A 22,638-nucleotide genomic window follows, 5' to 3' on the forward strand; every position below is an offset into this window, starting at 1 on the left:
TAAATAGAGGAGCTAACGATTATGGCTAACGCGCTTGTAAGTATTCAAATCTTACCGACAACCCCTAACGGAGAAAGTGTTATTCCGTATGTAGACCGTGCAATCGAGATCATTAAGGCGTCAGGTGTTCCTTACCGCGTAGCTCCGCTGGAGACGACGATGGAAGGCGAGCTGCCTCAGCTGTTTCAGATTGTTCAGACGATGAATGAAGCGATGACCGAGATGGGCTGCCCGTCCGTCATTTCGCAGGTGAAGGTGTATTTCAATCCGGCTAACGGTGCTTCTATGGGCCGATTGTTGGAGAAGTATCCGGATGGGCAATAAAGGATGGTATAACGCGGTCTGGCCTTCTCTGCTGCTCGTTATCCTTCTGCTTGTTGTATGGCAGCTGTCGGTTGACGGCGGTCTTGTGCCTGAATGGCAGCTGCCTTCGCCAACAACCATTGTTTATGAAATGTTCAAGGTGTGGCCGCGTTTGATGGATAATGCCTCGGCAACGATTAACCTGGCCCTTATCGGATATGGCGGCGGTGCCTTTGCGGGCTTTATGCTTGCGGCTGTTCTTCATCTCATTCCAATCGTCCGGAAGGCGGTCTATCCGCTGCTTGTGGTGTCGCAGAACGTGCCGGTCATTGCCATCGGTCCAATCCTTACCATTTGGCTCGGATACGGGGTTCTGCCCAAGGTGATTCTGGTCTGGATCGTATGCTTCTTCCCGGTGTCCGTTGCGATGCTGAACGGCTTTAAGGATACGGACCCGACCCTTCGTAATTATATGCAGATGATTGGAGCGGGCAATTGGCAGCTGTTTATGCGGCTGGAACTTCCAAATGCCGTTACGCATTTATTTTCCGGACTCAAAATCGCTGCTTCTTATTCCGTACTTAGCGCCGTTGTCGCCGAATGGCTTGGCGCGGATAAAGGTTTGGGCCATTATATGATCCTGTCCTCCAAAGGTTACGAGCCGGCAAGAGTGTTTGCCGCTGTATTCCTGATTGTGCTGCTCAGCCTTGCTTTATTCGGCCTGGTAGCCGTTATTGAAAGATTCGTTATCCGGTGGCGGCCGATGAAGGGAGCAGGAAGGGCATGACAACTCCGGCACTAGAGCTGAAAGGGATTCATAAAGAGTTTGATTCCGGCAGGAAAAAGGTTCTGAACGGTTTGTCGCTGTCCGTAGCGGAGAGCGAATTCGTTTCGATTATTGGCCCCTCCGGCAGCGGTAAAACAACGTTGTTCCAGCTGATTGGCGGTCTAGAGAAACCAACAGCCGGCGAGGTGTGGATTGGCGGAAAGCATACAACAGGCAGCCGCGGGCATATCTCGTATATGCCGCAGCAGGCATCCCTCATGCCTTGGCGCTCCGTATCCGCCAATATTGAGCTTGCGCTCGAGATTGCCGGCATAGAGCGGAAGGATGCAGGACGTCAGGCGCGGGAATGGCTTGATCGTATTGGTCTGCTGGAGTACGCCGACTCCTATCCCCATGTTCTTTCCGGCGGGATGCAGCAGCGGGTATCCTTTCTCCGCGCGTTGCTGTCTCCTCAACCGTTAATGCTTCTCGATGAACCGTTTGGTGCGCTTGATGCGTTAACCAGACAACAAATGCAGCAGTGGCTGATGGCCATATGGGAGCAGAACCGAAGATCGGTTCTTCTGGTGACGCATAGTATTGAGGAAGCTTTATTGCTGTCTGACCGCATTATCGTCCTGTCTTCTGCGCCAGCCGTCATTCTGGAGGAGATACCGGTGCCTTTCGCGAGACCCCGTTCCCCGCAATTATGGCGGGAACCGTTGTTTAATGAGCTGAAGCAACACATTCACGATCTGCTTCATTAAGCGGAAGGAAGGTATACCATGCTAGAGTCCTATAAGGCAATTGATGCCCATATTCATGTGGATTCCTACGAGGAAGCGGATAGACAAGCTTTGCTTGAACATGCCTTCGAAGCTGGTATTCAAGCCGTAGTGGCAGTCTCGATGCATATGGAATCCTGCAAGAAAAATGAAGAGTTTGCAAGACAATTCCCTGGCCGTGTTTTTCCTGCTTATGGCTTCCATCCGGAGCAGCCGATTCTATCGGAAGAGGATCAAATCCGGCTGTTTGAATGGATCCGGGCAAAGCATGCGAGTGGAGAGCGATTCGCAATCGGTGAAGTAGGCCTTCCTTATTATTCGCGGACTTCCGCGGAAGAGGAAGGACTGTCATTTGACGAAGCACCGTATCTCGCTTTGCTTGATCGGTTTGGCGCTCTTGCTGCCGAGCTTGACCGTCCAATTATTCTACATGCTGTTTATGAGGATGCGGCGAAAGCGTGCGATATCATGGAACGGTATCAGGTAAAGAAAGTGCATTTCCACTGGTTCAAGGGAGATGAAGCGACGATCGAGCGGATGATCCGACTGGGCTGCATGATTTCTGTTACACCGGATGTTGCCTATGAGAAGGAGATCAGATCGCTGGTTGAGCTTTATCCTTTGGAACAGATGATGGTGGAGACAGATGGGCCTTGGCCTTTTGAAGGACCTTACGAGGGCCGGATGACGGTACCGGCAATGGTTCTTGATGTTTGTGCCCAAATCGCGGCGATCAAACAGCTTCCCGAGCAGGAAGTGAGGGAGCAGCTGCTTCAAAATACCCGTGCATTTTATAAGCTTTAAAGAAGGTTACTCCGTTAGGCTCCGTGGTGGGCATAACGGAGTTTTTTTGTTTGGCTGCGGCAGTAACCGTTACGATGCGGATCGAGATTCCATAGACTGGAGGAGCTCGTTTCATCATTTAACAAGGTAAGGAGGAGGTTATCATAGCAACATTAACAAGATCGCAATTTATCGCAGCACTTGTCCCGACCGTGCAGCAGGTCAGACGTGAAGGTTCATCCTTATTACCTTCCGTGCGTCTGGCGCAATGTATCCTGGAGACAGGCGGAGTTATTCATCCTTGGTACAATCTTGGCGGTATTAAGGTCGGGGGAGGGACTCCCAATCCGTATTGGCATGGGGAAGCCGTGGTGAGGGGAACGTGGGAGGTTGTTGACGGCACGCAGGTGAGTATGAATTCGGCTTTCCGAGTTTATAATAGCGTTTATCATTTTATGAAGGATCAGGATCTGCTGTTCGCAACCAACCGCTACATCCGTGTACGAGCTGCTATAACACCGGAGCAGCAGGCCAATATGCTGTATGTTAGCGGTTATGCGACCGACCCGGCTTATCCCAATAAGTTGATCACGCTGATTAACCAGTACATGCTGAAGCAATACGATCACGCATTTGCTTCCTCGCCGGCTACTTCGATGTTCAGAACCTCACAGATGGTTCCCATTCTGGTGGACGGTCTTGTTGCTTCCGTCGGGCATTACGACGCAGGGACAACCTGGGTGGCTGCCAGGGCGCTGGGAGAATCCTTAGGCGCTGTTATTGGCTGGACAGGAGGCAAGGTCACTGTCAACGGCCAGGCCCTTGATTCTCGCCTGGATATATCAACCGGTTATGTAGCTGTGCGAGATTTAGCGGCGGCACTAAACCGAAAGGCGGTGTGGGAGCAGGCAACCCAGACCGTCACCCTGGCAGCGGCAGATCTCCCTTGAAAGGGATCTGCCGCTTTTTTTCTCAAGAGCGGATGGTCACTCTGGTTCCAACAGGAACGAAATCCGACAAGGCGAGCACATCCTCGTTGTACATCCGGATACAGCCGAGAGATACCATTCCCCCGATGGAGGCAGGATTATTGGTGCCGTGAATACCGTAATGCGGCTTGGAAAGCCCCATCCATAACACGCCAAACGGACCGCCCGGATTCTCCTGTTTATTAATGATCTTGTACTCGCCGGTTGGTGTTTGGGTAAGGATTCTGCCAATGCCAACAGGGTAAGAATGCACAACAATGTTGCCATCCAGCAGATGCAGCATTCGGTCCGACAAATCTACGATGATGCGGTATACGGCCATGTTGCATTCACCTCTTGGTTCATTTTTTGCTTATGCCATGATATTTGTTGATCTGCCGCGAGGTTACAATTGTTTAGTGGGCATGAAAAAAGCGCTCCCTAAGGAACGCTTGTCAGGATAAGAGTGCTTTCTCGTCGCTCTTGCGGAGAATAAAGGAATAGTAGCCGATGTAATAAGCTACCAGGAGGAAGAAAGTGGCCGCAGTAAGCGGATCATTCGTATATTGCTGCATCTGGGCTGTCTCGTTGTTCAGAGCCACTGCAGCGGTTCCGCCGTTGCCAAACATCTCAATGACACGGAAGGCGATTCTGCCAATAAACAGAAGAACGACAAGCGTCTCAATGCCGATATGCGTCCGGTAAAATAACGTATCGTCACGATGCTCGAATCGGCTGTGCTTAATCGCATAATAAGCAATGACTGCTCCGCAGGCGATGCCTAATGCATCGGAGACGTAAATCGCAGGGTGGGGAAAACCGGTAACCAGCAGCAGGATGCCAATCACACTAAAGATGCCGATCCGCATTTTCAGCCTGCCTGGTCTGAATGGCTGAAAGCCGACTGACCTTTTTAAACGCCGGTAGACGACAAACAGGATAACGAGCAGGGGAATTATATAGCTGCTGATCTGCTCCATAAGGTCCGTAAACCTCCTTGTCTGCAATAGTGGTACTGTAACTATATAACAAAACCACCGTAGTAAGAATTTCTAATATTGTTATGTTCAGTATTTCTTTATCTCATTTTATATCGGCTCCATTTCGTCTTTATCGGCCGTCCGAGAAAATGCGAAGCCGGCAATCCTGCTAGAGCTAGGTACGTCTCGAACACAAACGATGAAGCGAGAATGCTTACCGAGTCGTTCCGATAACAAGTATCGGACAATATTGTTAATGGCGTGATGAACTATTTTTGACTCATTGCCGGGGAATTTAAATCTTGTACCGGGTTACAACCTATACACAAAAAAAATCGGACGCTCATTTCTGAGCGTCCTTTCATGGGAGAGGAGAAACCGGACGAAGAGCTTATGGGGAAACGTAAGTCTTCTCCGCGGTTGTCTACGGCATCTTCCGACGCCGATGATTTTATTTTGTCCGCTTTGTGGGCGATTATACATTTTACGGCAAAAAAATATTTGTGGAGTCTGCCTTACGCCTCCGGTGCCTTTATAATCCAAGGGAAAGTGTGGTACTATAGGCATCGACAGTACAGGAAGGGAGCAATAAGCAGTGAGAGTCATTGCGGGAGCGGCCAAAGGCCGCACGCTGAAGGCGGTTCCAGGGATGAATACGCGTCCGACAACCGATAAGGTGAAGGAAGCGATTTTCAGCATGATTGGACCGTTTTTCGACGGTGGACTGGCACTTGATCTATTCGCTGGCACCGGCGGGCTCGGTATTGAAGCTTGGAGCAGAGGCGTCGAGCGGACGATCTTTATCGACCGAGAAAAAATAAGCATTGATATTATTAAATTAAATACGGAAGCGGCAGGAATGGGACGGCATGCGGAAATATACCGCAACGATGCAGAGCGCGCGCTCAAGCTGCTAGAGAAGCGGGGCGTTGCTTTTTCGCTCGTATTCCTGGATCCGCCTTACCGATTGATCCATATGGACGAGCTAATGATTGACATGGCACAGCGTTCGCTGCTGGAAGAAGGGGCGACCATTGTCGTTGAGCATGATGCAGGCCATGAGTACCCGGATCAGATGGAGCAATTTATTTTGCTGAGAAAACAAAAATATGGCGATACGGCAGTAACCCTTTACCGCTATTCGCCTGGCAGCCCAGATGGAGGAACAAGTGATGCAGATGAATGAGAACGGTCGTGTAGCGGTATATCCCGGAAGCTTTGATCCGCCGACATTAGGACATCTCGATATAATTCGACGCTCGGCCAAGCAGTTTGATCATGTTATTGTTGCCGTGTTGAACAATACGAGTAAAAGTCCACTGTTTACCCTGGAGGAGCGCAAGGAGATGCTGCGCGAAATTACAAGCGATCTCCCGAATGTATCGATCGACAGCTTCCGCGACCTGCTCGTCCGGTTCATGAAATCCCGCAAGGCGAGTATTATTGTTCGGGGTATCCGTTCAGTGACGGACTTCGAATACGAGCTGACGCTTGCTTCAACGAATCAATTGCTGGATGACGAGATTGAGACAATCTTTATGATGACCAATCCGAAGTTTTCCTACCTTAGCTCCAGCATCGTGAAGGAAATCGCCATGTTTGGCGGCCCGGTGCATGAGCTTGTTCCGGCTCCTATCGAGCATCGTCTGGTGGAAAAATATAAAGCCAAGCAATCGAACAACTAGCTAGTGCTTTTTCCAGTCAGGTGTTCGAGGCGCAGCTAATCGCATAATGATAAATAAAATAGCAAGCACGGCCGCGGCCGTCAGCGTATACGGCCAAAGTGTTGGGAGGCCTAATGCGGTGACGGCCTCGTATGCGTTGGACGGGCGTTGCCACTCCGTGCCGTTCTGCAGCATAGCTGCCGTAACGCCGGTTAACCGGTCCGGCAGCAAGGTAAGAATGTCCTGCGCCGGCTTCCACAGCAGCAGGGCGAGTGCGCCCGCGTGCACCGCATGCAGCAGTCTGACGCCGATCAGCGGCAGCAGCTTCAGATCCGTTCCGGTTATCGCATAACCGGCCTGCAGCAGGGCGCTTATACCGCTCCAGGCGAGAATGGCTGCAACAGCCGCAGCGCTTACTGCCGCGCTGACGCCAGGTCCTTGCCATACGGCAGCCGCATAAGCTCCGATATGGCTTTCGAGCAGGGCAGGCAGCAGCAGTTCGGCAGCTCCGCTCGGAAGCACAAACTGTATGAGGGGCAGGGCAAGCCGGGCCGCAACAGCCGCGAAAATCATGAAGCCGCCGACAACAAGCAGCTTTTGGACCCCTGAGGACACCGCATCGCCAAGCGCTTTGCCAAAGCTGCGCCCATCCCGTTCGCGGCTTTTATTGATGGCATCAGCAATTCGATCAAATAATCCGCCTGATGCTGTCGTTGCGGCGAGGCTGGCATTCTGTGATAGATCCTTACGACTGTTGAATAGCAAGTTCCATCCGGCTGTACATAGTGCAGAGAGCCATACAACGGCAGCGATGAACAGGCCGAGCTCCGGCCGGTGCAGGAAGCCCGCGCCAATAACGACCAGCATAAAGAGCGGATTAGGCATATGCGACAATGCCAACAATCTTTGTCCTTCGCGTTTGGATACGAGTCCATCGCGGCGCAAGGCTGCCGTTGCTTCCGCTCCTGCCTGATGCCCGGACATCCATCCGAGCAACAACGGCAATGCAGCTTCGCCGGGCAGTTTGAACAAGGTGCGCATGAGGGGTCTAAGCAGAACGCCGATACCGTGAATAAGGCCAAAGGCAGCTATTAGCTCGAATAAGACGAGGAAGGGCAAGAGGCCGGGGAAGACGATATTCCACCAGATCGTAAGCCCTTGAAGGGAAGCTTGAAAGGCTTCATCCGGCTGGCGAATGATTGCAGCGACCAATAGAATAGAGATTGCGGCATATAAAATTGTTCGTGCCATATATCTATCAACTCCAATAGGATTAGGATCAACTTTTCCAGAGGGGTTAGGACAAACCAGGGTCTGTTCCATTCTACGCACACGCCTAGCGGGATAGACCATGGCCCTTTTGAAGGGAGGGAGTACGATGAGCAAGTTTCAATTAACCGGCCGGAAGAGACAGGCTGCAGGTATTATTCTGATTGCCATTATGCTGTGGGTTATTATTTATGCGCCAACTTCTCTTGTTATCTATGAACCTGGGCTTACGTTCGAGACGGAGCCGCTTGTGCAGCATGGCCAGGGGGAAAAGCGAGCCCCTATTCCGTCAGAAGAAGGAGAGCAGGGAGCCTTCCTGTTAACTACCGTTAAATTAACCGATGCGAAGTATTGGCAGGTCATTCAGGCGGCGTGGAAAAAGGACTTTGCCGTATACAGCAAAGATTCGGTTATGCAGGGAATGCCGGAGAAGGAATATCAGCAGGCAATGAAGCTCGAAATGACAGCTTCAAAGCATTTTGCCGTAGAAGCAGCGTACCGTTATGCGGGTATTGCTTATACGACGAGTACAGAGCTTTACATCAGCAAAATTTATGGCGAATCAAAGGATATACGGGTAGGAGACCGCGTAATCAAGGTCGAGGGTGAGAATGTCAATGATATGGAGCAATTCACGGCTGCCGTTATGGATAAAAAAGAAGGGGATATTGTAGCGCTTGTTCTCCAAAGAGGCGAGAATAAGATATTTGCAATGGTTCCTTATCATCTCCTTTTTGGCAACATCACCAATGCCTTAATAGCTCCGGTACCTGATGGATTATCGCTTGGAGAACTGGATATTGTTGTGCCCGAAAATCCAGCGGACGAGATAGAAATCAAAGCAGGAGACATTGGAGGTCCTTCAGCCGGTCTGATGTTTACCCTGCAATCTCTTAATCTATTATTGGAAAAGGACATGACAGAAGGGCTCCGGATCGCGGGGACGGGCACGATGGATTCGTTGGGGAATGTTGGCGCAATCGGGGGGATTGCCTATAAGGTTGCTGCGGCTGATCAGGCAGGGGCACAGTTGTTTCTGGCTCCGGAAGGAAATTATGCCGAGGCATCAGCCAAAGCCAAAGAGCTGCATAGCGAGATGAAGGTAGTCCCTGTCACCTCGCTCGACACGGCGGTCTCTGCTATTCGTAATGCTGCAGCTCACATCAATGAATAGCTATCCTACTCCAATATAACCGGTCTATCCGTGAAATCCCTGTACATCGCAGCTGCCGAAGCATGTCCGGGCTGAGCCAGCATATAGGCTGCTGACGCCTGTGTATCCAGCTCGAGATAACGGGAGTCGACAGGAGGCCTTGCAGCGCTTAACAGGACCGGCAGCTTCGCTTCCTTCTTCATCCGGCGCAGCAGCTGCTGTCCCTTGCCTGTAAAACCAAGGACTCGGATATATTCGACACCAGCGGCCAGCTTGTCCGCTGTGAAGTCTTCCTTCTTGTGATGAAGCAGAATAGACAGAAGAGCACGCTGAAGCTTGGTTCTGGTGTACCGTTTGGTTTTAAGAGCATCCAGCAGTGTCTCAAATCCGGTCTTATCAAGCTTTGGCAGCGCCTGAAGCAGCCTGTATTCGAGGCCTTCCATCATTTCGCGGTATCCGGCAAGCTGACCCGGCGTGTGTGTAACAACGGTATGAAGGAGCGGCTGCACAAAGTTTGACCAGCTCACGGGACTTCTTCCCGAAGCCCATTCCCGTTGCATAACCTCAAAAGTCGTAGACGGCACCAGCGGTCTGCTTGCTTCAAGCTCGCCGCCTTCGAGCAGCAGCTTCCGAATGGCGGTTGCGCTGGCAATCGCATGGTCGGTTACTGTCGTTTGCCCATATTCGGATTTCTCGCGGCGAATCGTGTAAGGCAGCATCCGTCCCTTGATACGCTCAAGGGCAATTAAATAATGAAGGCCAAGCGTATGGTTCGGCTGGGCGAAAGGAAAGCCGGCCGCATCCTCTTGGCCGATAGCGGTCAGATAGGCGGCAATAGCGGTGCTGTACGCGCTCGGATAGCTGACGCCGCCCTCCAGCGCCTCGCGCAGCAGTTCCTGGAAGGCAGGCGGTTCATGGGCAATCAGCTTGGCTGCATCACGCAGCGCATCGATCTCGCCGCTCTCCGTGCCGAAGCAAAAGGCATCTACGACACCCGTAGCTTCAAGAATGGAAACCGCGCCGTAAGCGAACCATTCTGCCGCTTGCGTAGCATAGGCGGTCGGCAGCTCGATAACAAGGTCACAGCCGCCGCGCAGGGCGGCTTCCGTTCGTGCCCATTTATTCATGACGGCCGGTTCCCCCCGCTGCAGAAAATGTCCGCTCATGACAGCAACTACTGCATCGGCGTTTGCTATTTTGACCGATTCCTGCAAATGATATTGATGACCGTTGTGAAATGGGTTATACTCAACAATTAGTCCTACCGTTCGCACTAATACATCTCCTTGCTTTAGATGGATATATGTTCCATCATAGCACAGGGCCGTCTAATTATTCACGGAATAACAGACGAATAGATGAAAAACAGCGTGAAAATGTTGACAAAACCGCTCGATAATAGATATAATAATTTTTGTTTGTTTGGGGTGATCTCATGCAGTTTCATGTACAAGAAACGATGTCCAAAGGCATTAAGGCAAAGATTGATGAGAATCTGGATGTGTCCGCCTTATTTAAAGACAGATCCGATGTCATCAGTTCCGGTCCGCTTCATGTGTCGCTTCAGGTGACAGGCAATGAAGGTTCGATTACGGTCGAAGGCGAATTGACCATTGATTGGGAGCTCGCTTGCTCACGTTGTCTAGACCCCGTGAAGCTTCACACGACGATTCCTGTATTCGATCAGTTTAAACCGGCATCCGATGAGGATGACGAGGAAACAGAAGAAGTTAAGGATGACGACGTTATTGCAGTAACAGGGGACAGGCTGGATTTGAAGCCTTATGTGGAAGAAGTGCTTCAGTTGTTCATGCCGTTCGCGCCGTTATGCAGTAAGGATTGCAAAGGGCTGTGCCAGAATTGCGGACAGAACTTAAATGAACAAAAATGCGGCTGCTCTACGGAGAAGATTGATCCTCGTATGGCAGTGCTCAAGGATTTATTCAAAGACGAACAATAAAGTATGAGCGATTGAATCTATGAAGGAGGTGGGAAACATGGCAGTTCCTCAAAGAAGAACATCTAAAACTCGCCGCGACAAACGTCGTACGCATTTCAAACTGGCAGTACCAGGTATGGTAAAATGCGAGCAGTGTGGAGAGCTGAAACTCGGCCACCACGTATGCAAAGTGTGCGGATATTACAAAACGAAAGAGATTATCTCCCAATAATCTCGGTTTTCCCACAATAGCACTTCATTGCGATGAGGTGCTATTTTTTTGTGTCCATTGCCTCCATAAGGTTTTTTTTATATACTTAATTAGTACCAGGTTATAATATCAGCCATCATTCGAGTAAAATCAGACAAGGGTCACAATACTGTTAAGGTGGTGCCGAAGATCGAACGAATGCCTAAGAGACAGCGGCATCAGCTGCTCGCTCAATTGATTGATGAAAACCCGTTTATGACGGATCGAGAGCTAACAAGACATTTGAAAGTCAGCATCCAGACGATAAGGCTTGACCGGATGGAATTGGGTATTCCCGAGCTGCGCGAGCGGATGAAGCTGATGGCTGAGCGTTCTTATGATTCCGTTCAGTCTTTGCCGCTGCATGAAGTCATCGGTGACATTGTAGATCTGCAGCTGGACAAAAGCGGGATCTCGATATTCGAAATCCGTGAAGAGCATGTTTTCTCACGCACGGGTATTGCACGGGGCCATCATGTATTTGCCCAGGCAAACTCACTGGCGGTAGCTGTAATTGATGATAAAATCGCCTTGACGGTCACAGCGGATATCCGCTTTATCCGGCCGGTAAAGCTGGGCGAGAAGTGCATTGCAAAAGCTTATGTACGTTCGATATCCGGCGAGCGCCACAAGTCCAAGGTGGAGCTTTTTACCTATGTCGGGGATGAGATGGTGTTCCAGGGGAACTTCGTCATTTACCGTTCAGCAGGTGAAGGAGAGAGCGAGGCATAAGCTTTTATGAGTTCAGGCTTTGCCTGCAATTATGCAGGCGGGGCTTTTGGGAGGAAAAAAACATGCGGATCGCCATAGATGCGATGGGAGGCGACCACGCTCCTGGCCTTATTGTGCAGGGGGCGCTGGAAGCTGCGGCGGAGTGGACGGACACGGAATTAGTTCTTGTCGGAGACAAGGCGGCCATTGAGCCGCTGCTCAAAGGACAAAAGCCGGCCAACGTGACGTTATGCCATACGGATGAGGTGATCGGTCCGGATGAAGAACCGGTCAAAGCGGTTCGACGGAAAAAAGGCTCGTCCATGGTTGTTGCCGGCCAGCTAGTACGGGAGAAACATGCCGACGCGATGATTTCCGCCGGCAATACAGGGGCACTAATGACCACCGGTCTGCTTGTAGTAGGCAGACTTGACGGCATTGAGCGTCCTGCGCTTGCCCCAATGCTTCCTACCATGGATGATATTGGTGTGCTTGCCCTTGATCTTGGGGCTAACATGGATGCAAAGCCGGAGCATTTGCTCCAATACGCGATTATGGGCAGTATTTACCGGACAAAGGTGCATGGCTTTGACAATCCCCGTGTAGGTTTGTTGAACGTTGGTACCGAAGAACGGAAAGGCAACGAGCTGACTAAAGCAGCGTATGATTTGCTTGATCAGGCGCCAATTAACTTTATTGGCAATGTTGAAGCCCGCGATCTGCTTAGTCGCAGCTGCGATATTCTTATTTGTGACGGCTTTGCGGGGAATATTATGCTAAAGGCGATGGAAGGCACGGCGGGTTCGCTCATGACATTCCTGAAGGATGCCTTCGGCGAAAACCTTCTGACGAAGCTTGCAGCAGCCGTTATGATGCCGAAACTTCGCACATTGAAGAAAAAGATGGATTACAAGGAGCATGGGAGCGCTCCGCTGCTTGGCTTGAACGGACTGGTGATGAAATGTCACGGTTCTTCGGATGCTTTGGCTGTCAAAAGTGCGATTCGGCAAGCCCGGATTACCATTAAAGCTCAGGTTACTGAGTCGATTGCAGCGGAAATAAGCGGGAGGTCATAATGAATTTACATCCTGTAGGCATTATTGGTACGGGCAAATACGTTCCCGACCGGATATTATCCAATCAAGAACTTGAACAAATGGTGGAAACGAATGACGAGTGGATCGTGACGCGAACGGGTATCCGTGAACGCCGTATGGCGGCCCCGGAGCAGGCAACGTCCGATCTGGCTTATCAAGCCTCGCTGAAAGCTATCGCAGCAGCTGGCATTACGGTGGAGGATCTTGACCTTATTATCGTGTCAACCATTACACCTGACATGTTCTTCCCTTCAACAGCATGTCTCCTGCAAGAGAAGCTTGGCGCGAAGAAAGCGGCGGCATTCGATTTGTCTGCAGCTTGCTCCGGATTTATTTACGGGCTTGCGACAGCATCGAATATGATTGCTACCGGCATGTATAAACATATCCTTGTTGTCGGGGCAGAAACGTTGTCCCGCATTACGGATTACACAGACCGCAACACCTGCATTCTGTTTGGTGACGGCGCCGGCGCCGTTGTTCTTGGCCAGGTAGAGGAAGGCCGAGGCTTCAAGTCGTTTGAGCTTGGTGCGGACGGCGGCGGAGGAGAGCTGCTGAGAGTTAGCGGCGGCGGATCGCGTTTGCCTTCGTCTGCCGATACTGTATCATCGAAGCAGCATTACATCCATATGGCAGGCAATGATGTATTCAAATTTGCTGTGCGCATTATGGGCGGAGCTGCGGAAGAAGCTCTTCGTAAAGCAGGCATGAATAAAGAGGATATTAATCTGCTTGTACCGCATCAAGCCAATGTCCGAATCATTCAATCCGCACTTAACCGTCTGGATCTTCCGGAAGAGAAGTGCATGATTAATCTGGACAAATACGGCAACATGTCGGCTGCATCGATTCCGGTTGCACTAGCAGAAGCTGTAGAGCAAGGTCGGGTACACGAAGGTGACTGCCTCGTATTTGTTGGCTTCGGAGGAGGCCTCACCTGGGGCGCTTCCGTATTGATCTGGTAACGGAGGGAATTCATTTGAGCAAAACAGCGTTTGTATTCCCCGGCCAAGGCGCACAAGCGGTTGGCATGGGTAAAGATGCGTACGAAGCATTTGAAAGCTCGCGCGCGATTTTCGAGCAAGCGGACGAAGCGCTGGGCTTCAAGCTGAGCGATATTATTTTTAACGGACCGGAAGATGAACTGAAACAAACGGCTAACACACAGCCTGCATTATTGACTGTTAGTGTGGCTTTGCTTCAGGCACTTGAAGGCCGAGGCCTCAAAGCCGATTATGTTGCTGGACACAGCCTTGGCGAGTACAGCGCGCTTGTTGCTGCAGGCGTGTTGAGCTTTGCGGACGCAGTCCGCACAGTCCGTGCCCGCGGTCAGTTTATGGAACAAGCCGTTCCGGGCGGACAAGGTGCAATGGCTGCCGTGCTTGGCGCAGAACGCGGCGTTCTGGCTGAACTATGCGCGAAGATCTCAGAAGAAGGAAATACGGTTGAACTGGCGAATGTTAACTGTCCGGGTCAAATCGTCGTTTCCGGTTCTGCAGCAGGCGTTCAGGCAGTTGTCGAACGCGGCAAAGAGGAAGCAGGCGCAAAACGCGTTATTCCTCTGGAAGTAAGCGGTCCGTTCCATTCTTCCTTGATGAAGCCAGCGGCTGAGAAGCTGTCCGGCGTTTTGACGGAAGTATCGATGAGCGATGCAGCTGTTCCGGTTGTGGCAAACGTCACGGCGGCTCCGGTTACCGAAGCGGCAACAATCCGCAATCTTCTGGTGGAGCAGGTGTATTCGCCTGTTCTGTGGGAAGACAGCATTCGTTATTTAGCCCAGCAAGGCGTAGATACCTTTGTTGAGATTGGTTCGGGGACGGTTCTTGCCGGCCTGATCAAGAAAATCGACAAAAATCTGCGTGTCATCTCAGTCAACAGCATTACTGCATTAGAAACCCTTTAATGCCGGTTCATGCAAAACTTGGAGGAGGTATACCATGTTTGCTAGTCTTGAAGGTAAAAAAGCGCTCGTCACGGGCGCATCACGCGGTATTGGCCGTGCGATTGCCATTGCGCTTGCAGAAGCTGGCGCAGACGTAGCGATCAATTACTCGGGCAGCGAGGCTGCTGCAGCGGATACAGCCAAAGCGGTTGAAGCGCTTGGACGCCGCGCCATTATTCTTAAAGCCAACGTCGGCAAAACCGGTGAATTCGAGGCCATGGTCAAAGAAGTTGTTGATCAATTCGGGTCGATTGATATTTTGGTGAATAACGCAGGCATTACAAGAGATAATTTAATTATGCGTATGAAAGAAGAGGAATTTGACCAAGTTATTGAGACGAACTTAAAGGGCGTCTTTAACGGGATCAAAGCGGCTACGCGGCCTATGATGAAGCAGCGTTCCGGACGCATTATTAACATCTCCTCGGTTGTTGGCGTGCTCGGAAATCCGGGGCAGGCTAATTACGTCGCGGCAAAAGCAGGCGTAATCGGCCTCACGAAGTCAAGCGCACGTGAGCTTGCTTCGCGCGGAATTACCGTTAACTGCATTGCTCCAGGCTTTATCCAGACGGATATGACAGACAAGCTGTCTTCCGAAATGAAGGAATCACTCTCTGCCCAAATTCCTCTTGCCCGTCTTGGAGCGGCTGAGGACATTGCGGCTGCGGTTCGTTTCCTGGCGTCCGATGCTGCCTCTTATATGACAGGTCAAACGGTTCATATAGACGGCGGCATGTACATGTAAGTTTGCATATCCGACAGGATGTCTGGAATTGCAACGGTTATGTATGGCATTTTGTCTTAAATTCTCGTATAATACCCTAGGAGGAGGTGAATCGGATGTCCGAAGTAGTAGAACGTGTAAAACGTATCGTCGTCGACAGACTTGGCGTAGACGAAGCGGAAGTCACGCTGGAAGCTTCCTTCAAAGATGACCTCGGCGCTGACTCTCTTGATGTCGTTGAGTTGGTCATGGAACTGGAAGACGAGTTTGATATGGAAATCTCTGATGAAGATGCAGAGACAATCACCACGGTGGGAGAAGTAGTCAATTACATACAATCTCATACGTAAGGAAACTAGGGTCCCGTTGTAATAGACGGGACTTCTCTCCATCTGAGGCAAGGAATCATCATGACATTATGAATGAGCTTGTATGCTTTTTTTATATATAGAAGATGTGATGTACGCATCTAAATTGCAGTCCGTTGAGGTGAATCTTACAGTGAAACAAAGAGTTGTTGTTACCGGCATGGGGGTTATTACCTCGCTCGGCGCAGATCTGGAACAGTTTTGGGGTAATTTGATGGAAGGGAAATCGGGCGTATCGCATATCGAAGCGTTTGATGTATCCGAATATCCGACACAAATTGCTGCAGAAGTAAAGAATTTTAATCCCGAAGATTATAAGCTAGATAGAAAAGAAGCGCGTCGCATGGACCGTTTCGTTCAATTCGCATCGGTAGCCAGCTTGAAAGCCGTTGAAGACTCCGGTCTTGAGATCGGTTCCAATGTTGATCCTGAGCGTGTCGGCGTAATCGTTGGTTCTGGTATCGGCGGTCTCGGTACTTGGGAAGACCAGCATAACATTCTGCTCGAGAAAGGTCCTAAGCGCGTAAGTCCGTTCTTCATTCCGATGATGATCGCGAACATGGCTTCTGGACAAGTATCGATGCTGACAGGCGCGAAGGGTCCGAACAGCACAGCGGTTACTGCTTGCGCAACGGGTACTCACTCGATTGGTGATTCATTCAAAATGATTCAGCGCGGGGATGCCGATGTGATGATCTGCGGCGGCGCGGAAGCGACTATCCGTCCTACAGGTCTTGCCGGCTTCTGCTCGATGCGTGCGATGTCCGTACGCAATGACGAGCCTGAGAAAGCTAGCCGTCCGTTTGACATCGACCGTGACGGATTTGTTATGGGTGAAGGAGCAGGCGTGCTTGTGCTCGAATCGCTGGAACATGCTCAGCAACGCGGAGCTCGAATTTATGCGGAAGTAATCGGTTATGGCATGAGCGGTGACGCTCATCATATGACGGAGCCGGATCCGGACGGAGCTGCGCGCTGTATGACGAAAGCATTGCGCGATGCTGGTATTGAACCGGAAGCGATTGAGTATATCAATGCGCACGGTACATCCACGCCCGTAGGCGATCGTTCCGAGACAACCGCTATTAAGAAAGCGTTTGGCGATCATGCGTATAAGCTGGCTGTAAGCTCGACCAAATCAATGACAGGCCATCTGCTTGGCGCTGCCGGCGGTGTTGAAGCCGTTATTTTGGGCCTTACGCTGAAAAACGGCATTATCGCTCCAACTATTAATTTGGAGAATCAAGATCCTGAGCTTGACCTGGATTACGTGCCGAATAAGCCACGTAAAGCGGATGTCAGAACGGCGCTGTCTAACTCGTTCGGCTTCGGCGGTCATAACGCGACGATCGTGATGAAAGTCTATGAAGCGTGATTCCATTAACGAGCTGCAGACGCGTCTGCAGCTTCGCTTCAAACAGCTCAAGCTGCTGAAGCAGGCATTTACGCATACCTCCTATGTGAATGAACATAAACATGGAACGATCGAGCACAATGAACGCCTGGAGTTTCTCGGCGATGCTGTCTTGCAGCTGCTCGTATCGGAATATTTGTTCACTGCTTATCCGAACCGTCCGGAAGGTGAGCTGACCCGTATGCGTGCATCTGTCGTGTGCGAGCCATCACTTGCGCAATTTGCAGAGCGGCTGGAGCTTGGCGCTCATATTCAGCTCGGCAGAGGCGAGGAGCAGCTTGGAGGAAGACAGCGTCCTGCGCTGCTAGCCGATTTGTTCGAGGCTTTTGTTGGAGCGATATTTCTGGACGCCGGGATTGAACGGACAAGAGTTTTTCTGGAAACGCATATGTTTCCGTATATTGAGTCCAATGACTACGGACTGCTTGTGAAGGACTTCAAGTCCAAGCTGCAGGAGCGTGCTCAGCACAAAGGACTTGGTTCGGTAGAGTATCGGATTATGGAAGAGCGTGGTCCAGCCCATGACCGGGAATTTGTCGTTGAGGTGTGTATCGGAGAAATTCCATACGGCAATGGAAGCGGCAGAACGAAGAAGGAAGCGGAGCAGCGTGCTGCGGCTGTTGCCTGGCAATCGTTGACGGAATAAGCAAATAAGCCTGCCTTAGATTCTAGCAACAGGATCTCCGGCAGGCTTTTTTTAATTTTTTAAGAATGAATGCCGGTTCACTTTGTATGATTTTTGCAGGGGGTAAAAGGATTAACGAGCCGCTTCAAGATGTGTTACAATAGGCGATGAGGTGAAAGCCAGGTTATGTTCCTGAAACGGATAGAATTATCGGGATTTAAATCATTTGCCGACAAGACGGAGATGGAGTTCGTCACCGGCATTACGGCTGTTGTTGGACCAAACGGCAGCGGTAAAAGCAATATTTCGGACGGCATCCGCTGGGTGCTGGGCGAGCAAAGCGCAAAGAGCCTTCGCGGCGGCAAAATGGAAGATGTTATTTTTGCCGGAAGTGATGCGCGTAAAGCAGTTAACTACGGTGAAGTATCGCTGACGCTTGATAACGGCGATGGGGCGCTGCCGCTTGAATATAATGAAGTGACAGTTACCCGCCGGGTCCACCGAAGCGGCGATAGTGAATATATGATCAACAAGCAGTCGTGCCGGCTGAAGGATATTACCGAGCTGTTTATGGATACCGGTATTGGTAAAGAAGCGTACTCCATAATCGGACAAGGCCGGATCGAAGAGATATTAAGCACCCGTTCGGAAGACCGCCGGGGCATATTTGAGGAAGCTTCCGGTATTGTCAAATATAAATCGCGCAAGCGCGAGGCACAACGCAAGCTTGAAGATACGGAAAACAATCTGCTTCGGATTCACGATCTTGTGACGGAGTTGGAAGACCAGGTGGAGCCTCTTCGGATTCAATCGGAGAAAGCTATCCATTTCAAGCAGTTAAGAGAGCAGCTGAAAACGCAAGAGATCTCAATGTACGTACATAACATAGAGAATGTGTACGGCTCATGGTCGGAAGCCAATACCAAGCTGGAACGCCTCAAACGCGAACAGCTTGAGCTGTCCACCGTTGTAAGCAAGCATGATGCCCATTTGGAGAAGGACCGTCAGGCGCTCCGCGAGCTTGAGGAAGCGCTCGACCAGCTTCATGGAGACATGCTTCATTATAGTGAAGAGTACGAGAAGTGCGAAGGTTACGGGGAAGTTCTGAAGGAACGGAAGAAAAACCTGGAGCAAAATAAAAGGCAGCTGGAAGAAACGATTGCTGCCCAAGATGAACGGATCGCTGCATTAACAAGCGAAGAAGCGGAATTCCGCAATCGTGGTGCTGTTCTGGAGCTGCAGCTGGCAGAGCTGAAGCAGAAGCTGGCCGTTGAAGAAAACAATCTCATTGGTGTTACTGGCGGTACAGCAGCCGACGCGGAAGAAATGCTGAAGGGCGAGCTTTTAGAGGTCCTTAGCACGATGGCTCAACTGCGCAACGAAATCCGTTACGCGGCTCAGCAGCAGGAGGCGGTTCAACGGCGTATCGAGCGCCTAAGTGATGAGGAAGCGAAATGGTCAGACCAGCAAAGGAAGCTGAACGCCCGGAAGAACGAGCTCGAGAAGCAGCTGGAAGCGACACTCGACTCGATCAGCAAAGCGCGCACCAAGTATATTGATCAAGCCGAAAAGGCCAAGGAGCTCGGTCAGATCTCTGAGGAAGCAACAGCGGCACTCCGCAAGTGGGAGCAGAAGCTGGATGCCCAAACGTCACGGCGCGATACGATGAAGGAAATGCAGGATGCGCTGGATGGCTTCATGCACGGTGTTCGTGAGGTGCTCAAATCTTCGCGCCGATCTTCAGGATCCGGAGGCATCAGTGGTGTCCACGGTGCCGTTGCCGAGCTTGTTCGCGTGCCGGAGAGAATTGAGACCGCTGTAGAGACTGCATTAGGCGGAGCATTGCAGCATATCGTCATGGAAGATGAGAAGTCGGCCCGCAGTGCGATTGCCTTCCTGAAGCAGCGTCAGCTTGGCCGTGCGACTTTCCTTCCGCTTGATGTTATCCGGGGCCGTCAAGTGCCGGAGCATGATAAGCGGATGGCGGAATCGGTGGACGGCTTTGTTGGTGTTGCTGCAGACCTTGTTTCCTGTGAACCGCGTTATGAAGCGATTATCAATAATTTGCTTGGCAATGTGCTTCTTGCTGAAACGCTGGAACAAGCCAACCGAATCGCATCCAAATGCCAATACCGTTACCGCGTCGTAACGCTTGAAGGTGATGTCGTTAACGCCGGCGGCTCCATGACAGGCGGCAGCCTTCAGAAGAAGGGGGCAAGCCTGCTCGGCCGTCAACGCCAGATTGAAGCGCTGGATCAGGAAATCAAGGATGGCGAGCAGACAATCGCTCAATTGCGGGACAAGTTAAGCGACATTCGTAAAGAGCAATCGATCCTCACGCAAAACATGGAGGAGCTGCGCTCGCAGGCCGAGCAATACCGCATTGACGAGCAACAGGTTCGTGCCGAGCTGCAGCAGTTGAACAATGAAGCCAAGCATCTCAGCGATCAAGAGCAGCTGTTTACGGCAGACCGCAGCAACCATGCGGCGGAGCAGCAGTCGATGCAGGTAATGGCAGAGGCCGCTGAAGTCCGGCTTGAACAGCTGACAGCCGACGAGGCCCGTTTACAGGAGGCTATCAGGCTAGCCGAAGAGCGCCGCAAAGCAAGCGAATCAGCGAAGGAAGAGCTTCAAGTCCAGCTGACGGATTTGAAAATTTCCGTTGCGAAGACGGATCAGGAGAAGCAATCCTTCGAGGATCAGGCAGCACGTGTCCGCGCCGATATACAGCGGGCCAAGCAGGAGCTGGCAAGCTACCGTTCTCTGCTCACCCAGCAGGATGCCGAGCTGGAACGCCATAGCGAAGAAACCGTATCTCAAATCGAGCAGCTCAATCATCTGCGCCTGAAGAAGCAGGAATGCGCGGAGCAGACGGACCTTAAGCGCTCGGCCCGTGCCGACCGTGTCAAGGAATTGGAGCAAGGCGAGAGTGATACGAAGGAACAACGTGCTCAGCTCCGCCAAGTGGAAGAGCAAATGCGGCAGACCGAAATTGCAGCTAACCGGCTCGACGTCGAGCTGGACAACCTGCTGCGCAAGCTGAGTGAGGAGTATGAGCTGAGCTTCGAGCTGGCGAAAGAACAGTATCCCGTGCCGGAGGATATCGTAGGTACGCAAAATGCGGTTCGCGATATCAAACGTCAGATCACAGCACTTGGCGATGTGAACCTTGGCGCTATTGAAGAGTATGAGCGCGTAAAGGAGCGTTTCGAATTCCTGACCGAGCAGAAGGATGATCTTGTTGAAGCCAAGACAACCTTGTACCAGGTTATCCGCGAGATGGATGAAGAGATGTCGAAGCGCTTCCGTACAACGTTCGAACAAATCCGCAGGCATTTCGTTGTCGTGTTTGCGAAGCTGTTTGGCGGCGGTCGTGCCGATCTTGTCATGGTAGACCCTGAACGGGTGCTGGATACGGGGATTGACATTGTCGCCCAGCCTCCAGGCAAAAAGCTGCAAAATCTGCAGCTGTTATCCGGCGGGGAGCGAGCGCTTACTGCGATTGCCTTATTGTTCGCGATCCTGCAGGTGAAGCCGGTGCCTTTCTGTGTGCTTGACGAAGTAGAAGCGGCGCTGGACGAAGCAAACGTCGCTCGTTTTGCCCAGTACTTGCGCGAGTTCTCCGAGCTTACCCAGTTTATCGTTGTAACGCACCGTAAAGGTACAATGGAGGAAGCCGACGTGCTGTACGGCGTAACGATGGAAGAAGGCGGCGTATCCAAGCTTGTCTCCGTACGTCTGGAAGAAGATGCGGAAGAGCAGGAATCCGCTTAAGCAGTTGCCCTAATAGGATGGAGGACATGAACCGGTATGAGTTTTTTCAAAAAGCTGAAAGAAAGCATCGCTTCGAAGACCGAAGCGGTAACCTCGATATTCAAGGAAGGCCTGACCAAGACACGTGTAGCACTTGTTGAGAAGGTCGAAGAGCTGATTACCCGCCGCAAGAAGATTGATGAAGAGTTCTATGAGGAGCTTGAAGAAATTCTGATCGGAGCAGATGTTGGCGTAAATACGGTGATGACGCTGATCGATGAACTTCGCGCCGAAGTGAAGAAACGCAAGATCGAGCAAGCGGCCGAGCTTCAGCCTGTTCTGTCGGAGAAGCTTGTGGGACTTTTGAAGGGTGAACAGAACCCGGGAATTCAAATGGCAAAGAGCGGCATTACCGTTATATTATTCGTTGGCGTTAACGGAGTGGGTAAGACGACTACAATCGGAAAGCTCGCCCATAAGTTCAAAAGCGAAGGCAAAAGCGTGCTTCTCGCAGCCGGCGATACCTTCCGCGCAGCGGCAATCGAACAGCTCGAAGTATGGGGCCAGCGTGTAGGGGTCGATGTGATCAAGCAGCAATCGGGTTCCGATCCGGCTGCCGTTATGTTCGATGCAGTTCAAGCGGCGAAGCAGCGTGGCGTTGATGTGCTTCTGTGCGATACGGCAGGCCGTCTGCAGAACAAAACGAATCTGATGGAAGAGCTTAACAAAATTTTCCGTGTCATTCAGCGTGAAATTCCGGATGCTCCGCATGAAGTTCTGCTCGTCCTCGACGCAACAACAGGACAAAATGCACTCAGCCAAGCAAAGCTGTTTGGTGAGAAGAGCGGTGTTACAGGTCTTGTATTGACGAAGCTCGACGGCACAGCCAAAGGCGGAATCGTTATAGCAATCCGCAATGAACTCAATATTCCGGTGAAGCTCGTTGGTCTTGGAGAGAAGATGACGGATCTGCAGGAATTCGACTCGGAACAGTTCGTGCACGCCCTGTTTGCAGGGCTGATCCAGCGTGAAGAAGAACAGGAAGAAACAAAATAAATAAGTGACAAGGACAAAAGCTTGACAGTGCTATCAGCGATCGTGTAAGATAAAAGACGTTGTGACACTGTCAAGGCTTTTTACTTGA

General features: G+C 51.3%; 24 protein-coding genes. 20 read left to right on the plus strand and 4 right to left on the minus strand.

The window, feature by feature from the left end; translation table 11 throughout:
* Positions 1 to 21: 21 nt before the first annotated feature.
* The 5 genes from BM200_RS03775 to BM200_RS03795 all read left to right on the plus strand — a co-directional run bounded on the left by BM200_RS03775 (position 22) and on the right by BM200_RS03795 (position 3,587).
* Positions 22 to 324: a thiamine-binding protein gene (locus BM200_RS03775; protein WP_091181458.1), complete on the plus strand. Its 303-nt coding sequence runs from the start codon at positions 22 to 24 to the stop codon at positions 322 to 324.
* Positions 314 to 1,090, plus strand: a complete 777-nt coding sequence (locus BM200_RS03780; protein ID WP_091181463.1) for an ABC transporter permease — start codon at positions 314 to 316, stop codon at positions 1,088 to 1,090. The genes BM200_RS03775 and BM200_RS03780 overlap by 11 nt, the downstream gene beginning before the upstream one ends.
* On the plus strand, positions 1,087 to 1,836 hold the full coding sequence (locus BM200_RS03785; protein WP_091181464.1) for an ABC transporter ATP-binding protein: 750 nt from the start codon (positions 1,087 to 1,089) through the stop codon (positions 1,834 to 1,836). The genes BM200_RS03780 and BM200_RS03785 overlap by 4 nt, the downstream gene beginning before the upstream one ends.
* An 18-nt stretch (positions 1,837 to 1,854) precedes the next feature.
* Positions 1,855 to 2,658 carry a TatD family hydrolase gene (locus BM200_RS03790; RefSeq protein ID WP_091181466.1) on the plus strand — a complete coding sequence of 268 codons (804 nt, stop codon included), beginning with the start codon at positions 1,855 to 1,857 and terminating at the stop codon, positions 2,656 to 2,658.
* 191 nt (positions 2,659 to 2,849) lie between these two features.
* Positions 2,850 to 3,587, plus strand: a complete 738-nt coding sequence (locus BM200_RS03795) for a glucosaminidase domain-containing protein (RefSeq protein WP_245772886.1) — start codon at positions 2,850 to 2,852, stop codon at positions 3,585 to 3,587.
* Positions 3,588 to 3,609: 22 nt separating this feature from the next.
* Here BM200_RS03795 and BM200_RS03800 read toward each other — a convergent pair whose 3' ends face one another.
* On the minus strand, positions 3,610 to 3,948 hold the full coding sequence (locus BM200_RS03800) for a L,D-transpeptidase (protein ID WP_091181469.1): 339 nt from the start codon (positions 3,946 to 3,948) through the stop codon (positions 3,610 to 3,612).
* A 112-nt stretch (positions 3,949 to 4,060) separates the two neighbouring features.
* Positions 4,061 to 4,585, minus strand: coding sequence for a CcdC protein domain-containing protein (locus BM200_RS03805; protein ID WP_091181471.1), 525 nt, complete (start codon positions 4,583 to 4,585; stop codon positions 4,061 to 4,063).
* Positions 4,586 to 5,180: 595 nt separating this feature from the next.
* Between BM200_RS03805 and rsmD the strand changes: the two genes are divergently transcribed.
* Both rsmD and coaD read left to right on the plus strand, forming a co-directional pair.
* On the plus strand, positions 5,181 to 5,771 hold the full coding sequence (rsmD, locus tag BM200_RS03815; protein WP_091181475.1) for a 16S rRNA (guanine(966)-N(2))-methyltransferase RsmD: 591 nt from the start codon (positions 5,181 to 5,183) through the stop codon (positions 5,769 to 5,771).
* Positions 5,758 to 6,270 (plus strand): pantetheine-phosphate adenylyltransferase, encoded by a 513-nt coding sequence (gene coaD / locus BM200_RS03820; protein WP_091181476.1) that lies wholly within the window; start codon positions 5,758 to 5,760, stop codon positions 6,268 to 6,270. The genes rsmD and coaD overlap by 14 nt, the downstream gene beginning before the upstream one ends.
* On the opposite strand, the gene BM200_RS03825 is transcribed toward coaD, so the two are convergent.
* On the minus strand, positions 6,271 to 7,500 hold the full coding sequence (locus BM200_RS03825) for a nucleoside recognition domain-containing protein (RefSeq protein WP_091181478.1): 1,230 nt from the start codon (positions 7,498 to 7,500) through the stop codon (positions 6,271 to 6,273).
* A 127-nt stretch (positions 7,501 to 7,627) separates the two neighbouring features.
* Between BM200_RS03825 and BM200_RS03830 the strand changes: the two genes are divergently transcribed.
* On the plus strand, positions 7,628 to 8,692 hold the full coding sequence (locus BM200_RS03830; RefSeq protein WP_175532727.1) for a S16 family serine protease: 1,065 nt from the start codon (positions 7,628 to 7,630) through the stop codon (positions 8,690 to 8,692).
* Between the two features lie 5 nt (positions 8,693 to 8,697).
* On the opposite strand, the gene BM200_RS03835 is transcribed toward BM200_RS03830, so the two are convergent.
* Positions 8,698 to 9,945 (minus strand): nucleotidyltransferase, encoded by a 1,248-nt coding sequence (locus BM200_RS03835; protein WP_091181492.1) that lies wholly within the window; start codon positions 9,943 to 9,945, stop codon positions 8,698 to 8,700.
* A gap of 161 nt (positions 9,946 to 10,106) precedes the next feature.
* Here BM200_RS03835 and BM200_RS03840 point away from each other — a divergent pair, with 161 nt between their 5' ends.
* From BM200_RS03840 to ftsY, 12 genes are all read left to right on the plus strand, one after another.
* Positions 10,107 to 10,631 (plus strand): YceD family protein, encoded by a 525-nt coding sequence (locus BM200_RS03840; RefSeq protein WP_091181497.1) that lies wholly within the window; start codon positions 10,107 to 10,109, stop codon positions 10,629 to 10,631.
* Between the two features lie 37 nt (positions 10,632 to 10,668).
* Positions 10,669 to 10,842: a 50S ribosomal protein L32 gene (gene rpmF, locus BM200_RS03845; RefSeq protein WP_015845071.1), complete on the plus strand. Its 174-nt coding sequence runs from the start codon at positions 10,669 to 10,671 to the stop codon at positions 10,840 to 10,842.
* A gap of 177 nt (positions 10,843 to 11,019) precedes the next feature.
* On the plus strand, positions 11,020 to 11,592 hold the full coding sequence (fapR, locus tag BM200_RS03850; protein ID WP_091181499.1) for a transcription factor FapR: 573 nt from the start codon (positions 11,020 to 11,022) through the stop codon (positions 11,590 to 11,592).
* A gap of 62 nt (positions 11,593 to 11,654) precedes the next feature.
* A complete protein-coding gene (gene plsX / locus BM200_RS03855) occupies positions 11,655 to 12,647 on the plus strand; it encodes a phosphate acyltransferase PlsX (RefSeq protein WP_091181500.1) in 993 nt (330 codons plus the stop codon).
* Complete coding sequence (locus tag BM200_RS03860; protein ID WP_091181502.1) at positions 12,647 to 13,633, plus strand: beta-ketoacyl-ACP synthase III; 987 nt, start codon at positions 12,647 to 12,649, stop codon at positions 13,631 to 13,633. The genes plsX and BM200_RS03860 overlap by 1 nt, the downstream gene beginning before the upstream one ends.
* Positions 13,634 to 13,647: 14 nt before the next feature.
* Positions 13,648 to 14,571 carry an ACP S-malonyltransferase gene (fabD, locus tag BM200_RS03865; protein ID WP_091181503.1) on the plus strand — a complete coding sequence of 308 codons (924 nt, stop codon included), beginning with the start codon at positions 13,648 to 13,650 and terminating at the stop codon, positions 14,569 to 14,571.
* 34 nt (positions 14,572 to 14,605) lie between these two features.
* Positions 14,606 to 15,355 carry a 3-oxoacyl-[acyl-carrier-protein] reductase gene (fabG, locus tag BM200_RS03870; protein ID WP_091181513.1) on the plus strand — a complete coding sequence of 250 codons (750 nt, stop codon included), beginning with the start codon at positions 14,606 to 14,608 and terminating at the stop codon, positions 15,353 to 15,355.
* A gap of 95 nt (positions 15,356 to 15,450) precedes the next feature.
* On the plus strand, positions 15,451 to 15,684 hold the full coding sequence (acpP, locus tag BM200_RS03875) for an acyl carrier protein (RefSeq protein ID WP_091181516.1): 234 nt from the start codon (positions 15,451 to 15,453) through the stop codon (positions 15,682 to 15,684).
* Positions 15,685 to 15,835: 151 nt separating this feature from the next.
* A complete protein-coding gene (fabF, locus tag BM200_RS03880) occupies positions 15,836 to 17,077 on the plus strand; it encodes a beta-ketoacyl-ACP synthase II (protein ID WP_091183479.1) in 1,242 nt (413 codons plus the stop codon).
* Entirely contained in the window at positions 17,067 to 17,762 is a 696-nt protein-coding gene (gene rnc, locus BM200_RS03885; RefSeq protein ID WP_091181518.1) for a ribonuclease III, read from the plus strand. The genes fabF and rnc overlap by 11 nt, the downstream gene beginning before the upstream one ends.
* 165 nt (positions 17,763 to 17,927) lie before the next feature.
* On the plus strand, positions 17,928 to 21,515 hold the full coding sequence (gene smc / locus BM200_RS03890; protein WP_091181520.1) for a chromosome segregation protein SMC: 3,588 nt from the start codon (positions 17,928 to 17,930) through the stop codon (positions 21,513 to 21,515).
* A gap of 36 nt (positions 21,516 to 21,551) precedes the next feature.
* The gene (gene ftsY / locus BM200_RS03895) at positions 21,552 to 22,550 is read left to right on the plus strand and encodes a signal recognition particle-docking protein FtsY (RefSeq protein WP_091181522.1); all 999 of its coding nucleotides are present in this window, start codon (positions 21,552 to 21,554) and stop codon (positions 22,548 to 22,550) included.
* Positions 22,551 to 22,638: the final 88 nt, after the last annotated feature.

Source organism: Paenibacillus catalpae (genome assembly GCF_900112695.1).
GTDB classification, from domain to species: domain Bacteria; phylum Bacillota; class Bacilli; order Paenibacillales; family Paenibacillaceae; genus Pristimantibacillus; species Pristimantibacillus catalpae.

Bases quoted from the DNA above. Each gene is read 5' to 3' on its own strand.
- BM200_RS03860 (WP_091181502.1), top strand. From the start codon at position 12,647: ATGAATTTACATCCTGTAGGCATTATTGGTACGGGCAAATACGTTCCC.
- plsX (WP_091181500.1), top strand. From the start codon at position 11,655: ATGCGGATCGCCATAGATGCGATGGGAGGCGACCACGCTCCTGGCCTT.
- BM200_RS03840 (WP_091181497.1), top strand. From the start codon at position 10,107: ATGCAGTTTCATGTACAAGAAACGATGTCCAAAGGCATTAAGGCAAAG.
- BM200_RS03805 (WP_091181471.1), bottom strand. From the start codon at position 4,585: ATGGAGCAGATCAGCAGCTATATAATTCCCCTGCTCGTTATCCTGTTT.
- BM200_RS03785 (WP_091181464.1), top strand. From the start codon at position 1,087: ATGACAACTCCGGCACTAGAGCTGAAAGGGATTCATAAAGAGTTTGAT.
- fabG (WP_091181513.1), top strand. From the start codon at position 14,606: ATGTTTGCTAGTCTTGAAGGTAAAAAAGCGCTCGTCACGGGCGCATCA.
- BM200_RS03825 (WP_091181478.1), bottom strand. From the start codon at position 7,500: ATGGCACGAACAATTTTATATGCCGCAATCTCTATTCTATTGGTCGCT.
- smc (WP_091181520.1), top strand. From the start codon at position 17,928: ATGTTCCTGAAACGGATAGAATTATCGGGATTTAAATCATTTGCCGAC.
- BM200_RS03790 (WP_091181466.1), top strand. From the start codon at position 1,855: ATGCTAGAGTCCTATAAGGCAATTGATGCCCATATTCATGTGGATTCC.
- BM200_RS03775 (WP_091181458.1), top strand. From the start codon at position 22: ATGGCTAACGCGCTTGTAAGTATTCAAATCTTACCGACAACCCCTAAC.
- BM200_RS03800 (WP_091181469.1), bottom strand. From the start codon at position 3,948: ATGGCCGTATACCGCATCATCGTAGATTTGTCGGACCGAATGCTGCAT.
- fapR (WP_091181499.1), top strand. From the start codon at position 11,020: ATGCCTAAGAGACAGCGGCATCAGCTGCTCGCTCAATTGATTGATGAA.
- rnc (WP_091181518.1), top strand. From the start codon at position 17,067: ATGAAGCGTGATTCCATTAACGAGCTGCAGACGCGTCTGCAGCTTCGC.
- BM200_RS03830 (WP_175532727.1), top strand. From the start codon at position 7,628: ATGAGCAAGTTTCAATTAACCGGCCGGAAGAGACAGGCTGCAGGTATT.
- rpmF (WP_015845071.1), top strand. From the start codon at position 10,669: ATGGCAGTTCCTCAAAGAAGAACATCTAAAACTCGCCGCGACAAACGT.
- acpP (WP_091181516.1), top strand. From the start codon at position 15,451: ATGTCCGAAGTAGTAGAACGTGTAAAACGTATCGTCGTCGACAGACTT.
- coaD (WP_091181476.1), top strand. From the start codon at position 5,758: ATGCAGATGAATGAGAACGGTCGTGTAGCGGTATATCCCGGAAGCTTT.
- ftsY (WP_091181522.1), top strand. From the start codon at position 21,552: ATGAGTTTTTTCAAAAAGCTGAAAGAAAGCATCGCTTCGAAGACCGAA.
- BM200_RS03780 (WP_091181463.1), top strand. From the start codon at position 314: ATGGGCAATAAAGGATGGTATAACGCGGTCTGGCCTTCTCTGCTGCTC.